At 54.3% G+C, this 14,363-nt stretch carries 14 protein-coding genes and 1 pseudogene; 10 read left to right on the top strand and 5 right to left on the bottom strand.

From position 1 onward, the window contains the following. The first annotated feature begins 14 nt into the window (after positions 1-14). The 3 genes from patD (at position 15) to GY169_RS11170 (ending at position 2,159) form a co-directional block, all read left to right on the top strand. Positions 15-1,439: an aminobutyraldehyde dehydrogenase gene (gene patD / locus GY169_RS11160; RefSeq protein WP_167575774.1), complete on the top strand. Its 1,425-nt coding sequence runs from the start codon at positions 15-17 to the stop codon at positions 1,437-1,439. Positions 1,440-1,550: 111 nt separating this feature from the next. Next, a complete protein-coding gene (locus GY169_RS11165; protein ID WP_167575775.1) occupies positions 1,551-1,787 on the top strand; it encodes a hypothetical protein in 237 nt (78 codons plus the stop codon). A 198-nt stretch (positions 1,788-1,985) separates the two neighbouring features. Continuing rightward, positions 1,986-2,159 carry a GhoT/OrtT family toxin gene (locus GY169_RS11170; protein ID WP_163446438.1) on the top strand — a complete coding sequence of 58 codons (174 nt, stop codon included), beginning with the start codon at positions 1,986-1,988 and terminating at the stop codon, positions 2,157-2,159. A 3-nt stretch (positions 2,160-2,162) separates the two neighbouring features. On the opposite strand, the gene GY169_RS11175 is transcribed toward GY169_RS11170, so the two are convergent. Further along, positions 2,163-3,194: an AI-2E family transporter gene (locus GY169_RS11175; RefSeq protein ID WP_167575776.1), complete on the bottom strand. Its 1,032-nt coding sequence runs from the start codon at positions 3,192-3,194 to the stop codon at positions 2,163-2,165. A gap of 400 nt (positions 3,195-3,594) precedes the next feature. Between GY169_RS11175 and mdtJ the strand changes: the two genes are divergently transcribed. The 3 genes from mdtJ (at position 3,595) to GY169_RS11190 (ending at position 6,542) form a co-directional block, all read left to right on the top strand. Beyond that, positions 3,595-3,963 carry a multidrug/spermidine efflux SMR transporter subunit MdtJ gene (mdtJ, locus tag GY169_RS11180; RefSeq protein WP_163446436.1) on the top strand — a complete coding sequence of 123 codons (369 nt, stop codon included), beginning with the start codon at positions 3,595-3,597 and terminating at the stop codon, positions 3,961-3,963. Further along, positions 3,956-4,285 carry a multidrug/spermidine efflux SMR transporter subunit MdtI gene (gene mdtI, locus GY169_RS11185; protein WP_163446435.1) on the top strand — a complete coding sequence of 110 codons (330 nt, stop codon included), beginning with the start codon at positions 3,956-3,958 and terminating at the stop codon, positions 4,283-4,285. The genes mdtJ and mdtI overlap by 8 nt, the downstream gene beginning before the upstream one ends. A gap of 91 nt (positions 4,286-4,376) precedes the next feature. Next, entirely contained in the window at positions 4,377-6,542 is a 2,166-nt protein-coding gene (locus tag GY169_RS11190; protein ID WP_167575777.1) for a bifunctional diguanylate cyclase/phosphodiesterase, read from the top strand. Here GY169_RS11190 and GY169_RS11195 read toward each other — a convergent pair. From GY169_RS11195 to GY169_RS11205, 3 genes are all read right to left on the bottom strand, one after another. After that, positions 6,539-7,363, bottom strand: coding sequence for a trypsin-like serine peptidase (locus GY169_RS11195; RefSeq protein WP_163446433.1), 825 nt, complete (start codon positions 7,361-7,363; stop codon positions 6,539-6,541). The genes GY169_RS11190 and GY169_RS11195 overlap by 4 nt on opposite strands. 340 nt (positions 7,364-7,703) lie before the next feature. Next, positions 7,704-8,123 carry an acid resistance repetitive basic protein Asr gene (asr, locus tag GY169_RS11200; protein ID WP_065357110.1) on the bottom strand — a complete coding sequence of 140 codons (420 nt, stop codon included), beginning with the start codon at positions 8,121-8,123 and terminating at the stop codon, positions 7,704-7,706. A 171-nt stretch (positions 8,124-8,294) separates the two neighbouring features. Continuing rightward, positions 8,295-9,491: an MFS transporter gene (locus GY169_RS11205; RefSeq protein WP_167575778.1), complete on the bottom strand. Its 1,197-nt coding sequence runs from the start codon at positions 9,489-9,491 to the stop codon at positions 8,295-8,297. A 107-nt stretch (positions 9,492-9,598) separates the two neighbouring features. On the opposite strand from GY169_RS11205, the pseudogene GY169_RS11210 reads away from it, so the two are divergent. Together GY169_RS11210 and GY169_RS11215 are read left to right on the top strand one after the other, a co-directional pair. Further along, positions 9,599-9,682 (top strand): annotated as a pseudogene (locus GY169_RS11210) (hypothetical protein); the annotation flags it as partial. 249 nt (positions 9,683-9,931) lie between these two features. Then, positions 9,932-10,573: a hypothetical protein gene (locus tag GY169_RS11215; RefSeq protein WP_167575779.1), complete on the top strand. Its 642-nt coding sequence runs from the start codon at positions 9,932-9,934 to the stop codon at positions 10,571-10,573. 57 nt (positions 10,574-10,630) lie between these two features. On the opposite strand, the gene GY169_RS11220 is transcribed toward GY169_RS11215, so the two are convergent. Continuing rightward, the gene (locus GY169_RS11220; RefSeq protein ID WP_167575780.1) at positions 10,631-11,881 is read right to left on the bottom strand and encodes an MFS transporter; all 1,251 of its coding nucleotides are present in this window, start codon (positions 11,879-11,881) and stop codon (positions 10,631-10,633) included. Positions 11,882-11,997: 116 nt separating this feature from the next. Here GY169_RS11220 and GY169_RS11225 point away from each other — a divergent pair, with 116 nt between their 5' ends. Both GY169_RS11225 and mlc read left to right on the top strand, forming a co-directional pair. Then, positions 11,998-12,900 carry a LysR family transcriptional regulator gene (locus GY169_RS11225; RefSeq protein WP_163446428.1) on the top strand — a complete coding sequence of 301 codons (903 nt, stop codon included), beginning with the start codon at positions 11,998-12,000 and terminating at the stop codon, positions 12,898-12,900. Between the two features lie 124 nt (positions 12,901-13,024). After that, positions 13,025-14,242 carry a sugar metabolism global transcriptional regulator Mlc gene (gene mlc / locus GY169_RS11230; protein ID WP_163446427.1) on the top strand — a complete coding sequence of 406 codons (1,218 nt, stop codon included), beginning with the start codon at positions 13,025-13,027 and terminating at the stop codon, positions 14,240-14,242. Positions 14,243-14,363: the final 121 nt, after the last annotated feature.

The following is a 14,363-nucleotide window of genomic DNA, read 5'->3' on the forward strand; positions in this document are numbered from 1 at the left end:
AACAGGATCATGCTATGCAACATAAGTTACTGATTAACGGTGAACTGGTGGCCGGTGAAGGCGACGCGCAGCCGGTCTATAACCCGGCGACGGGCGAGATCCTGCTGACGATTACCGAGGCTTCGGCCACTCAGGTTGACGCAGCGGTGAATGCCGCCGACCGCGCATTTGTTCAGTGGGGGCAAACGACGCCGAAACAGCGGTCGGAGTGTTTGTTAAAACTGGCAGACGTTATTGAAGCGCATGCGGAGACCTTCGCCCGGCTCGAATCGCTCAACTGCGGCAAGCCGCTGCACTGCGTGGTGAACGACGAAATCCCGGCGGTGGTGGATGTGTTCCGCTTCTTCGCCGGTGCAGCGCGCTGCCTGAACGGGCTGGCTGCCGGGGAGTATCTGGAAGGCCATACCTCAATGATTCGCCGGGATCCGATTGGCGTGGTGGCGTCGATCGCGCCGTGGAACTATCCGCTAATGATGGCAGCGTGGAAGCTGGCTCCGGCGCTGGCGGCGGGTAACTGCGTGGTGCTGAAACCTTCTGAGATCACGCCGCTCACGGCGCTGACGCTGGCTGAGCTGGCGAAAGATATCTTCCCGGCAGGTGTACTGAACGTGCTGTTTGGTCGCGGCCAAACCGTGGGCGATCCGCTGACCGGGCATGCGAAGGTGCGGATGGTTTCGCTGACGGGCTCGATTGCCACCGGCGAGCATATTCTGGCGCACACGGCGTCCTCGATTAAGCGCACCCATATGGAACTGGGTGGGAAAGCGCCGGTGATCGTCTTTGATGATGCCGATATTGATGCGGTTATTGAGGGGGTCAGAACCTTTGGTTTCTATAACGCGGGGCAGGATTGTACCGCCGCCTGTCGTATCTACGCGCAGCGGGGCGTTTACGACCGGCTGGTCGCCAGACTTGGCGCGGCGGTGGCAAGCCTGAAGGTGGGGGCGCCGGAAGATGAGAGCACCGAACTGGGGCCGTTGAGCTCCCAGGCACACCTCACGCGCGTTAGCGATGCCGTCGCGCGCGCCAAAGCCTTACCGCACGTCAAAGTGGTAACCGGCGGTGAAAAGGTGGCGGGGAAAGGGTTCTATTTCCAGCCAACGCTGCTGGCGGGCGCTCACCAGGAGGATGATATCGTCCAATGTGAAGTGTTTGGCCCGGTTGTCAGCGTGACCGTCTTTGACAGTGAAGAGCAGGTGCTGGCATGGGCTAACGATTCACAATATGGGCTGGCTTCATCGGTGTGGACGCAGGATGTTGGCCGCGCGCATCGCTTGAGCGCGCGCTTGCAGTACGGCTGCACCTGGGTCAACACCCACTTTATGCTGGTCAGCGAAATGCCGCATGGTGGGCAAAAACTGTCAGGCTACGGCAAGGATATGTCGATGTACGGTCTGGAGGATTATACCGTGGTGCGGCATGTCATGATTAAGCACTGATTACTCCCTTTGGGGTAGGGGACAAAACTGCCGCGCCGCGCGGCAGTTTTGACATGCCCGGGGTAACGTGCGAGGATCCGCGCCGTTGTAAAACCGGGCATAGTCAGAGAGATGAAAAAGAGTATTGTGTGCAGCGCCGTCGCCGCGGCGGCCTTAATGGGAACAGGCATTTATTATTCAGCAGGCCGCATTGCCGCCTGTGATGGCGATAACCACGTAACAGCGGCTTGCCTGGCCGAGGCCTGGGATGCCGAAAAAGTGAATTTCATTCCTCAGTACGATCCGAATCATTATGTAAGCGATCCGACCACCGACAGCATTTTTGCCGCCTCCAAACCAAAACGCTAAGTGTAAGCTGAATCACAGCATGAAAAACTAAATCGGCGTACCGTGACTTTAGTTTTAATCGTTCACGCAGTTAATTTATCTGGAGATAGATCTGCGTGGACTGAATAGCCTCACGCGAAAAGCGGCGAAAAACTTGATGTACGTCAAAAAACGTAGCATATTGCGCCGCTTTAACGATCAATGGTAAGGACTCAATTGGTGACGCTGTACCAACATATGCTCATTTTCTACGCCATCATGGCGGTTATTTGCGCCGGAATTACCTGGTTTCTCACCAAAGAAAGCACCTCAATCCGTCTGATTGCCACCTTTTTAATCGGCGCAACGTGGCCGTTCAGTTTCCCCGTTGCGCTGCTGCTGTCGCTATTCTGATGGCTATTTACTGAGATCGCTGAGCAAAATAGCGATGCTTTTACCGCCTTCGGTCTGCTCCAGCGCGATTTTCACGATAATGGTGAGCGGCACGGACAGCAGCATACCGACCGGACCCAGCAGCCAGCCCCAGAATATTAACGATAAGAACACCACCAGCGTGGAGAGTCCCAGGCCGCGTCCCATGATGCGGGGCTCGAGAATGTTGCCAAAGACGAGATTTATCACCAGATACCCCGCAAGTACGATAAGCGCATCGTAAAAGCCGCTAAAGACCAGAACCTGCAAAATAGGGGGGATCGCCGCCAGCACCGAGCCAATATTCGGAATATAGTTGAGCGCAAAGGCCAGCAGCCCCCAGATAAAGGCAAAACGGACGCCCAGCAGCTCCAGCATGCCCCATACAACCAGACCCGTTACCAGGCTAATCGCCGTTTTCAGCACCAGATAGTGCGATACGCTGTCCAGCCCTCGCTGAATCGCCGCCATCCCCTCTACCGGACGTGACATGACCTGCTGAAGTTTCGCCGGTAGCTGTGGCACTTCCAGCAGCATAAACACCACCGTCAGCAGCAGCAGAAAAATAGACGACATCGCGTTCGAGAGCTGGGTCAGTAGCCGTGAAACCAATGTCATGGCGGCATTGGGGTCAATGTATTTAATCAGTTCTTCAGGGCTGACGCTGATACCAAATCGCTGCATCCAGGGCTGCAGGTTATAAATCGGTACCGCCAGCGACGAGCGGTACTGAGGCAGCGTGCGCGTCAGTTCGTTGAGTGATGTGCCGAGTGAGGCCAGTAATAGTACGGCCAGCAGAATAATCACGACAATCAGTAGCGAGATGCCGAGCACGCGCGGTACGCGGCAGCGCACCAACAGCTGAACAACTGGGTTGAGCACCACGGCGATAAACAGCGCCAGCACGAAGGGGACGATGATCTCCGCAGCAAAACGGATCCCCGTCAGAATGATAACCAGCATGCCGAGCATGATGACGATTTTTAATCCATTAAGCGTGATGATCGGCCTGGACATGATAGCTCCTGCTATAAACTCTGCTGATTATGATAATTGCGAATTGGCTTATAATAAATGAATGTACATCAAACAACATCCGTAAAGATTTGAAAACATTTTGAGATACTTCGACAACTGTGTTAGAAATTAGCTGTGTTTAACTACTGAGGACAATTTTAATCCGCAATGATGAGAAGCAATACCGCGGATAATTGTAATTTTATGGACAATATGTTCAGGACGTACATTTCTACTCAATTCACTGTTTTCCCTTCTTTTTCTGCCTTCTGCGGTGAGCACCACTGGCGCAACGCGCTGTAGTCCTTTTCTTCGTTTGAGCTAAATTTTAATCATTTTATTTCGGTTTGCGCCACGTCGCGAACTGCAACGGATTATATTCTCATGCAGGAGAAGGACCATGTTTTACTGGATTTTATTAGCCCTGGCTATTGTGGCCGAAATTACAGGTACGCTGTCTATGAAATGGGCAAGCGTAAGCGATGGTAATACCGGCTTTATTTTAATGCTGGTGATGATCTCACTGTCTTATATTTTTCTTTCGTTCGCGGTTAAGAAAATCGCCCTCGGTGTCGCCTACGCGCTTTGGGAAGGTATCGGTATTGTGCTGATTACGCTTTTCAGCGTCCTGGTCTTTGACGAAAGTCTGACGGTGATGAAAGCGGCGGGTCTGGCAACGCTTATCGCCGGGATTGTGTTGATCAAATCGGGTACGCGTAAAGCGCCGAAGAAAAGCGTTATGATCAATAACGAGGTGAATCATGCTTAAGTTCGAATTGATTCACGGCCTCTGGCTGGCAGGTTCCATCGTACTTGAAATTGTCGCTAATATTTTCCTGAAATTCTCTGACGGTTTCCGTAACAAACTGTACGGACTCCTCTCACTGGCCGCCGTGCTGGCCGCGTTTAGCGCCTTGTCGCAGGCGGTGAAGGGCATTGACCTGTCGGTTGCCTACGCTATCTGGGGGGGCTTCGGCGTAGCGGCCACTCTGGCGGCGGGGTGGATCCTCTTTGGTCAGCGCCTGAATAATAAGGGCTGGGTTGGACTTGGCCTGCTGTTGATCGGTATGGTGATGATTAAACTCGCTTGATGTGATAGCTGCCCGGAAATCGGGCAGCGAAATTTATGGCCTGTATTACGCTTGTAACAAAGGGTTTGCTTTGTGACTGCGAGGGTGGGGCATGTTTAATCCGTCACGCTGGCGTAATATTGCCACGGCCAGAACGCTGTTCGTGATGATCTTTTTAGCAGGCGTTGGCCTGATCTTTTCTATTATTTCACTGCTTTACCTGTCGCAGAATTTAATCAGTAGCAAAACTAACGATATTGATGCCCGCCGTTCCGCACTTTCTGTTGATGGGGCCCTTCAGACATCCATTAACCGCGTGCTCTCACTCGTTACCGACAACTCTATCTGGGACGACGCCGTCCGTCAGGTTTATGCGCCGCAGCTGGACACCACGTGGCTTTATAATACCTGGGGGGCAGGCTTCAAAATCAATAATCTCTACGATGGCACATTCGTCCTGGATGAAAACTATCGTGTTCTCTGGGGCTCGTTTCATAGCTCACCGTTTAATGAACATAATCTCGATTTCTTTGGTGAGGGGCTGGAAGCACTTATTAGTCAAAATGAGGATGCGCTGCGTCGGGGGAGCAATGTTTTTGCCGGCATAACCCAGACGCGGGCGGGGATTGCCTTTGTCGGGATCGGGCTGATTCGCCCTATGGTTGGACGTTTACAGGTGTACGACGCGACGCGGCGTTATCTGGTGATCACCCGGCATATCAATCCTGGATTACTCAACAATCTGGGAAATACGTTCCAGATTGAAAAACTGACGTTGGGTACTGCGCCGCAGAACCAATACAACATTCCGGTGCGAACCTCTGGGGGGAAGGTGGTGGGCTGGCTTGATTGGCAGCTCAGGCAGCCTGGGGCTGAGGCTGCCAGCGCCGCATCACCGCAAATTCGTGAAATTGTGCTGCTTGCGACCGGGTTAATTCTGCTGTTTATTCTGCTGAGCAGCTTAGGCTTGTGGAAGCTGGCGCGCGGGGAACGCCAGGCGCGAGAAATTGCGTTGACCGACTGGTTGAGCCATCTGCCCAACCGCCGTGCGCTGATTGAACAGCTGGAGCGCATCAGCCAGCGTGGCGATCGCGACGTGAAAACGGTGGTGTTTATCGATCTTGATGGCTTTAAAGATGTTAATGACATTCATGGCCATGATGTCGGCGATATTCTGATTATTCGTATCGCCGCCATGCTACAAACGCTGGTGCCTGACGGCGGAATGCTGGCGCGCATGGGAGGCGATGAGTTTGCGATGACCGTGGGCGGTGAGCACTCAGAAGCGCGCGCGGCAGCCTTTGCGGAAAGCGTGCTGGATTACCTTAATGCGCCAATCCGTATCGATGGCCGTACGTTGCACATCAGCGCCAGCATAGGCATCGCCAGCGGAAAATTGCAGCTGAGCTCCAGCTCCGAGCTTTTCCGCCAGGCAGATATCGCCATGTATCACTCGAAGATCACCGGCAAAGGGCGCATTACCCACTATGACGCTGAACTTAACAGCGCGCGCGAATACCAGGTCGCTATCGAGAATGACATTCGCCACGGGCTGGAAAACAATGAGTTTGAAGTCTGGTATCAGCCGATCGTCTGCGCGCGGACGCAGGTGATGATTGGCGTTGAAGCGCTGGTGCGCTGGCCGCGACGGAAGAAAGGCGAGCTGATGCCTGATGCGTTTATTGCTGTCGCTGAAACCAGCGGGCTTATCTATGCGCTCGGGCAGTTTGTATTGGCTCGCGCGTGTCACGATCTGCTGGCACACAACGATCTTAAGCTCTCAGTTAATATTTCGCCGGCGCAATTCCGCGACCCTGAGTTTGAAAATAAGGTTTCCAGCGTGCTGAAATCATCTGGTTTTCCGCCGTCCAGGCTACAGCTTGAGGTTACCGAGACCTACGTGCTCGAAAAACCGGAACGCGCGCGTGCGGCAATCGCGAATCTGAAAGCGCTGGGTACCGCCGTTGCGCTGGATGATTTTGGTACCGGTTACTCCAGCATTGGCTATTTGCGGCGCTTCAATTTCGACACCATTAAAATTGATAAATCGCTGGCCGGGCTGGTGGATGACGACGATCAGGCTGCTGCTCTGGTAGGGGGTACGATTCGGATTGCCAGCGCGCTAGGCATGACGGTGATTGCCGAAGGTGTCGAAACGGAGAGACAGATGAAGCTGCTGCGGCTGGCGGGTTGCGATCAGCTTCAGGGATTCTATTTCAGCGAGCCGATGCCGTTATCTTCGCTGCTGGCGTTGCGTCACCAGCAGCTTCAGAGTTAATTGTCGGCGGCGAGCGCTTCCAGCTTGTCGCGAAAACCGGTGACGGCGATGGCGCGGTTGTCGGCACGCCAGCGATCTTTGGCCGCCGGTGCTGAGCTTTGTACCGCAATCAGTTGCCAGCCGGCGTCGGTTTTCAACAGCAGCGGTGAGCCGCTATCACCCGGCAGCGTATCGCACTGATGGGAAAGCACCGACGCCTGCGCCCAGCCGGTGACGGTACAATCTTCATGACTGTACAGTGAATCCAGATGATCGACCGGGTAACCGGACTGCGTCACTTTTCGCCCGGCGGCTTTCAGCGCGGCGGTCAGTTCGGCTTTGTCGCCGGTAAACAGCGGCAGTGGCGTAATACCAGAAGGGGGATAGCGTAGGACGATCAGGCCGAAATCCCATGGTGCCGCTGAAGACGGCACAATCCAACCGTCGCCGTCGGGCTTCAGTCGTTTGCCTAGCGAAGGGTCAACCCGTCCCTCAATGCCATGAATCTCATAGCGCCAGCTGCCCTTTTGCGACACAAAGCGCAGGGCTACCGCTTTATCCAGCTTGCCACCTGGCGGCTCCAGCAGACAGTGTCCGGCGGTTAAAGCCAGATGGGGAGAAATCAGCGTCGCGGTACACAGATTGCCGCTGGCGGTTTCAAGTTGCCCGATGGCGTCCCACGGTTCTTGCGCCGGATGGCTGACAAGGACGCGATCGTCCTGACCAAAAAACAGGGTTTTAATATCTTTTGCGCTAATGCCGCTATCACTGTCATCAGCATGAGTTATTAAAGGCAGAACGGATAACGATCCCAGTAAACAACACACAAAGGCTGTACGCATATCACTCTCGGATGGGGCAATTATGATTATAAAAACTAAACCCAGTGAGACTACTATAGACGGGAGACATGAAAAGTGGGAGTAAAATCAGCGAACTACATTCAGTAAAAGAAGAACTGAGTCGCGATAAGCGCGCAAACGATCAGTAATGCCAGGATGAGCTCGAAACGATAACGCCGCAACATGGTTGGCTCCCCGGGAAAAAATCGGCGCTGAAGTAGCGCCGATACGGATAATTGATCGCCTCAGGCAGCAGGGCTAACACCGGCGTCGGGGGCGACGCTACGTGATGCACCTGTCTGCCTGAATCGGCGCGCAGAACGCGCCGATTGCGTAGTCATTAAGCTGCTGGTTGTGCTGCTGGTTTAGCGGCTTCGTGTTTTACTGCCTTTTTGTGTTTTTTAGCAGCCTGCGCCTTCTGCGCTACAGCCGGTTTAGCTGCTGCTTTTTTGTGTTTTTTAGCGGCCTGCGCTTTCTGCTCTACAGCCGGTTTAGTGGCTGCTTTTTTGTGTTTTTTAGCAGCCTGGGCTTTCTGTTCTACAGCCGGTTTAGCCGCTGCTTTCTTGTGTTTTTTGGCAGCCTGCGCTTTCTGTGCCGGTGCTGCTTTTTTGTGTTTCTTGTGGTGAGTGGTTTTTGCCGGAGCCGCGTGAGTGGCGGTCGCAGTAGCAGCCGGAGCCGGCGTAGCCGTCGCGTCAGCAGCGAAAGCAGCAGAAGACAGACCCATAGCAGCGGCAACAACCAGAGCTAATACTTTTTTCATTCTCATACCCTCGAATTTGTTTTTTCATTCAACCCCACTGCGGGGCCGTTGAAAGAACTATACCTACGGGCTATCGGTCTTTCCGTGAGTGATTGGTATCGGCGTGTAACGTAATGTACGAGAGGTGTTGCACAAATGTACAGGGGCGATGGGTCTTCGCCCCTCACGAGATTAGCTCGCGCAAGGCGTGCGGCTGGCGCGTTGCATCAGGTAAACGCGCAGAATAAGCGCGAAGGCCATTGCCACGACCACGGCAGCCAGCAGGTAAATGCTGTCCAGACCCTGGTAGCCTGCAATCCAGCCCGCGACAGGCCCGGTAATGCCAAGCGCCAAATCCAGAAAGGCGGAATAGGTGCCCAGCGCGGTCCCCTGGTTTTGTTCTTCCACCTGCTTGACCGCTTCGACGCCCAGCGCCGGGAAGACCAGCGAGAAACCGGAGCCGGTAAGGAAGGCGCCTAGTCCGGCGATCCAGGCATTCGGGGCAAACCAGATAATCAGCAGCCCCAGGCATTCAAAAACGTAGCAGACCAGCGATACGCGAATGCCACCAAACCGGGTGATGGTGTTACCCAGCACTAGGCGAATGCAGATAAAGCCAATACTGAACAGTGAGAGCGTGAAGGCGGCACCTTGCCAGCCGTGCGCGGAGAAGTAGAGCGTGATAAATGTCGCAATCACCCCGAAGCCTACTGTACCCAGCCCAAGACCCAAACCGTACGGCCAGATTTTGCGCGCGACGACGTGGAAAGGCGCTCGGATGCCCGCGCTGACGCTGACGTCAGCACGAGTACGGGCAAAGAGCAGGCCAATAACGGCGATAATTACAATCAGCGCCGCGAAGCCGCTGATGCCAAACGCGCTATTAAGCATCACACCCAACGGCGCACCGGCGGCCATGGCGACATAGGTGGCGACCCCGTTCCAGGAAATGACGCGGGAAGTGTGGATCGCGCCGACGGTTTTAATCCCCCACAGCGTGGAGCCGGTAGAAGTAAAACTCTCGCCTACACCAAGGAACACGCGGCCGACCAGCAGCAGAATGACCGCCAGAATGGGGCTGGCGTGCGCGGCCGCAGCGGCGAGCGTGAACAGGCCGCTCATCATGCAGCAGATAATCCCCAGGCTGACAACCTTCTTCGGCCCCCAGATATCGGTATAGCGCCCGGCGTGGGGGCGGCTGACGAGAGTGGAAATGTATTGCAGGCTAATCACCGCGCCGGCGACCAGCGTGCTGTAGCCGAGATCGTAGTGGATAAATCCGGGGAGTACCGCCAGCGGCAGGCCGATGGAGAGGTAACAAATACAGGTGAAAACCACGATCGAAATAATGCGTAGATTAAGCTGGGTATTGCTGGTGTAGGTAGTCATAACACGGAACAGGAAAGACAAAAGTGGGCGTATTATAGAACCTGTCGGTATTCTCTTGAAGTTATTAGGATTTCATGCGCACGAATAATCACAAGGGGGACGTCTGAACGCAGCCGTGCTGGGGTTGCGGAAAGCCTGGCGACGATCCACACCATCTTATCGAGAATGGCTTCGGCGGTACCGGCACGAAGGGAGGCAAACCGACGGTACCGCAAATGGCGTGGATAGCGCGATTGCAAGGGGCAGGACACCGAGAGGAAGTGTGTTATGGGTTTGGTGAAGCGATAGCGGCGATTACAGATTACTTGGGGCTCTTCAATTGATGAATTGAACGATCACACAAACATTAAGATAACCTTAAGAAAATCGCATTCAATGTTAATGGATTAAATTTCTTAAAAGCTACTATCAGTAATTCATTATTAACTTGAATGATTTGTATGAAATTCGATACGCATTTACCCTTTTCCGTTGTTGCTATGGCGGTTCTGTCGTTGTTATTTCCGTTTGCCGCAGACTGGCATCTACCGTTGCTTGGCGGTGCCTTAGTGACGCAGATTGAAAACGCTCAGGCGCTATGGCTGCTGTTTGGCGCGTTGTTTACCGCTTGGTATATCAAACCGCTTTCGAGGCCTGAAGGAGAAAAACAGTTCTGGATGTGGGCCGTGCTGTGGTGGATGGTGTTGCTAGGACGAAGTACGAGTTGGGGGCGGGCTTACTTTCCGGAGCAACCTCATCTTGTGTTTAGAGTGATTTCCGTCACTCTGATCGGAGGTTTAGCGCTTTCTCTGTTATCCGGGCCATTACGTAAGGACATCGTCCGCAGGGTTAAGGAAGTGACAATGCCGGTATGGTTGCTGGCTGTTACTATTTGTACGTTTATCATTTCCGATACCATTGAGCACCATCGTCTGCTGGCACCGTTGTTTGTTCATAATCCTCAATATGCTGACCTTATGGAAGAGTTGTATGAAATTCCATTTATGGTAGGGCTGTTGCTTGTTACGTACTATTTTATGAAAACGGATAAGTCCTCCGACCAGCAGCTTTTCCCGCTAAATATCAGTATGGACTGTAAATAGAAAATGCCTCGGCGTTTAGGGCGCTGCGGCATTTTTTATGCCTGTTCTTAATTGAGTTTAGCGTAAGCGTTTATGCAGAGCATAGCCGGTCAGCAGTGCGCCAACCAGCAGCAGGGCAATAAATGCCCCCACGCCGTTCCAGCCATATCTATGCCAGAAGACGCCGCCGAGCGTCCCGGCAATACTTGAGCCGAGATAGTAGCTAAAGAGATACAGCGACGACGCCTGGCCCCTGGCGCGGCGGGCACGCGGGCCAATCCAGCTGCTAGCTACCGAGTGTGCGGCAAAGAACCCTGCGGAGAACAGCAGCATGCCGGGGAAAATCACCCACAGCGGCGAGAACAGCGTGAGCAGAAGCCCCAGCAACATCACGCCGGTGAAGAAGATCATGACCGGGCCACGACCGTAGCGGGTGGTCATTACGCCGGCTTTTGGTGAGCTCCAGGTCCCGGTCAGGTAGGCGACGGATAGCAGACCCACCACCGCCTGGTTGAGCGACCAGGGCGAGAGCATCAGGCGGTAGCCGATGTAGTTAAAGAGGGTGACGAACGCGCCCATCAGCAGAAAACCCTCGACGAACAGCAGCGGCAGGCCACGATCGCGAAAGTGCAGGTGAACATTAATGAGTAATGATTTCGGCTTCAGCGAGCTGGGGCGGAAATGGCGGGATTCCGGCAGAATGCGCCAGAACATGATGGCCGAGGCCAGCGCAAAGAGGCTGATCACCGCCAGCGCCACGCGCCAGCCGAAGAAATCGGTAAACACCCCAGTGAGCAGACGTCCGCTCATCCCGCCAATCGAGTTCCCGCTGATATATAACCCCATTGAGAAGGCGACGAAACTTGGGTGAATCTCTTCACTGAGATAGGTCATGCCCACCGCTGCCACGCCGCTGAGCGACAGACCAATCAGCGCGCGCATCAGCAGAATTCCATGCCAGCTGGTCATCATTGTCGACAGGAGTGAACAGCAGGAAGCCAGCAGCAGCGCGGTGACCATCACCTGTTTACGCCCGATGGCGTCGGAAAGCGGCCCGGTAAACAGCAGGCCAATCGCCAGCATGACGGTGGAAATTGACAGCGAAATACTGCTGCCCGCCGGAGAGATGCCGAACTCATGGGAGAGCACCGGCAGAATGGGTTGCACACAGTACAGCAGGGCAAACGTTGCCAGCCCGGCGGAGAAGAGGGCGAGCGTGACGCGAATAAAGGCCGGCGTGCCGCGGCGGATAAACGTATTGTTGACAGTGGGGGTATCGTCGCGGACATCAATAACGGGCGTATGGTCTGCGGTAGTTGTGCGGCTCACGGGAAGATCCTTGGCTAAAAACAACGAGTAATGGCGACATAGGTCACATAATCAGAGTAGGAAAATGTAAATATTCTGTCTAATATATTAATAATCTCAATTGATACTTATGAAATATGAATATCGAGCTTCGTCACCTGCGTTATTTCGTGGCCGTTGCGGAAGAGCTGCATTTTGGCCGTGCCGCGGCGCGGTTGAATATTTCTCAGCCGCCGCTGAGCCAGCAGATTCAGATTCTGGAACAGCAGGTTGGCGCGCGACTGTTTGCCCGCACCAACCGCAGCGTCAGCCTGACTGAGGCCGGGAGACAGTTCCTTGCCGACAGCCGGCAGATCCTGCTGCAGGTGAACGAAGCCGCCGCGCGCGCCAGTCGTCTGCATCACGGGGAAACCGGTGAACTGCACATTGGCTTTACCTCATCTGCTCCCTTTATTAAGGCCGTTTCCGATACGTTGTCTACATTCCGTCAGCGTTACCCTGACGTGCATATTCAGACGCGTGAGACTAATACCCGCGAACAGATTTTACCGTTGACGGAAGGTGCGCTTGAGCTGGGACTGATGCGCAACACGCAGCTCCCCGATACCCTCGACTGGCAAATTATCCTGCGCGAGCCGCTGCTGGCGATGATTCACCGCGACCATCCGTTAGCCAGCCAGCCGTCGGTCAGCCTTGTCGAGCTGGCGAAAGAGCCGTTTGTCTTTTTTGATCCGCATGTGGGTACAGGCCTGTATGACGATATTCTCGGCCTGATGCGCCGCTATGGCGTGACGCCGGTGATTACCCAGGAGGTCGGGGAGGCGATGACGATTATCGGTCTGGTGGCATCGGGGTTGGGGGTGTCGATTTTACCCGCCTCATTTCGTCGCGTTCAGTTGTATGAAATGCGCTGGGTACCCATCGCAGAAGAGGACGCGGTGTCGGAAATGTGGCTGGTCTGGTCAAAACACCATGAGCTTAGCCAGGCGGCGCAGCGCTTTAAGCAGCACTTGTTAAACGCGGCAAAGGTCAGCGTTTAGCCGCGAAAAGTGTGAAAAAATGTGCGTTAAATCACAAGGCTAAGTAAATATTTGACGTCGACCATTGAAGTACTTCACCATAGTCCACAGTTTATTTCGAAGCGCGAAAATAAGGGAGTTTACGGTGGTAGCGGACAGTCAGCCAGGCCATATTGATCAAATCAAGCAGACCAACGCAGGGGCGGTTTATCGTCTCATTGATCAGCTTGGCCCGGTGTCGCGTATTGACCTTTCCCGACTTGCGCAACTGGCCCCCGCCAGTATTACCAAAATTGTCCGTGAGCTGCTGGAAGCCCATCTGGTGCAGGAAACGGAAATCCAGGAGGCGGGTAGTCGCGGCCGTCCGGCGGTGGGGCTGATGGTGGAAACCGAAGCCTGGCACTACCTTGCCGTGCGCATCAGCCGCGGTGATATCCATCTTGCGCTGCGCGACCTGAGCAGCAAACTGGTGGTCGAAGAGCAGCTTGAGCTGGCGCTGGAAGATGAAACGCCTTTCCTTAACCGCGTGCTGTCGCATATCGACCAGTTCTTTATTCGCCACCAAAATCTGCTGGAACGCTTAACGGCCATTGCCATCACGCTGCCGGGTATCATCGATACCGAAAACGGCATCATTCATCGCATGCCGTTTTACGATGTCAAAGATGTCCCGCTGGGGGAAACGCTGGAGGCGCATACCGGCGTGCCGGTGTATATCCAGCACGACATCAGCGCCTGGACCATGGCCGAAGCGCTGTTCGGGGCCTCTCGCGGCGCACGCGACGTGATTCAGGTGGTGATTGACCATAACGTGGGCGCAGGGGTAATTACCGATGGTCGCTTACTGCATGCTGGCAGCAGCAGCCTGGTTGAGATTGGTCATACCCAGGTTGACCCTTACGGCAAACGCTGCTACTGCGGCAACCACGGCTGTCTGGAAACGATTGCCAGCGTGGAGAGCGTGCTGGAACTTACCCAGGTGCGGATGCAGCAGTCAATGAGCTCGATGTTACATCAAAAGCCGCTCACCGTAGACTGGCTCTGCCAGGCGGCGCAGCAAGGGGATCTGCTGGCAAAAGATATCATCAGCAGCATCGGCACCAACGTCGGGCGTATCCTCGCGATTATGGTCAATTTGTTCAATCCACAAAAAATTCTTATTGGTTCCCCGTTTAACCAGGCGGCGGATATCCTCTTTCCGGCGATTGGCGACTGTATTCGCCAGCAGTCGCTGCCAGCCTACAGTAAACATATTGCCGTAGAACAGACGCAGTTCTCCAACCGCGGCACGATGGCGGGTGCGGCACTGGTAAAAGATGCGCTTTATAACGGAACACTGCTGATCAGACTGTTACAGGGTTAACATTTTTTTGCCGTTTTGCAAAAAATTGCGCTATCTCAATCCGACCTCCTGACGCATCACGTAAACTTTCACCCCGTTGAATTATTCATTGTCTTGATATTCTATCGGCAAATTTGTGGGG

It is taken from the genome of Kluyvera genomosp. 3 (assembly GCF_011765685.1).
GTDB classification, from domain to species: Bacteria; Pseudomonadota; Gammaproteobacteria; order Enterobacterales; family Enterobacteriaceae; genus Kluyvera; species Kluyvera georgiana_A.

Coding starts and splice junctions, on each gene's coding strand:
- mdtJ (WP_163446436.1), top strand. CDS start 3,595: ATGTTTTACTGGATTTTATTAGCCCTGGCTATTGTGGCCGAAATTACA.
- mdtI (WP_163446435.1), top strand. CDS start 3,956: ATGCTTAAGTTCGAATTGATTCACGGCCTCTGGCTGGCAGGTTCCATC.
- GY169_RS11215 (WP_167575779.1), top strand. CDS start 9,932: ATGAAATTCGATACGCATTTACCCTTTTCCGTTGTTGCTATGGCGGTT.
- asr (WP_065357110.1), bottom strand. CDS start 8,123: ATGAAAAAAGTATTAGCTCTGGTTGTTGCCGCTGCTATGGGTCTGTCT.
- patD (WP_167575774.1), top strand. CDS start 15: ATGCAACATAAGTTACTGATTAACGGTGAACTGGTGGCCGGTGAAGGC.
- GY169_RS11175 (WP_167575776.1), bottom strand. CDS start 3,194: ATGTCCAGGCCGATCATCACGCTTAATGGATTAAAAATCGTCATCATG.
- GY169_RS11190 (WP_167575777.1), top strand. CDS start 4,377: ATGTTTAATCCGTCACGCTGGCGTAATATTGCCACGGCCAGAACGCTG.
- GY169_RS11225 (WP_163446428.1), top strand. CDS start 11,998: ATGAATATCGAGCTTCGTCACCTGCGTTATTTCGTGGCCGTTGCGGAA.
- GY169_RS11195 (WP_163446433.1), bottom strand. CDS start 7,363: ATGCGTACAGCCTTTGTGTGTTGTTTACTGGGATCGTTATCCGTTCTG.
- GY169_RS11165 (WP_167575775.1), top strand. CDS start 1,551: ATGAAAAAGAGTATTGTGTGCAGCGCCGTCGCCGCGGCGGCCTTAATG.
- GY169_RS11205 (WP_167575778.1), bottom strand. CDS start 9,491: ATGACTACCTACACCAGCAATACCCAGCTTAATCTACGCATTATTTCG.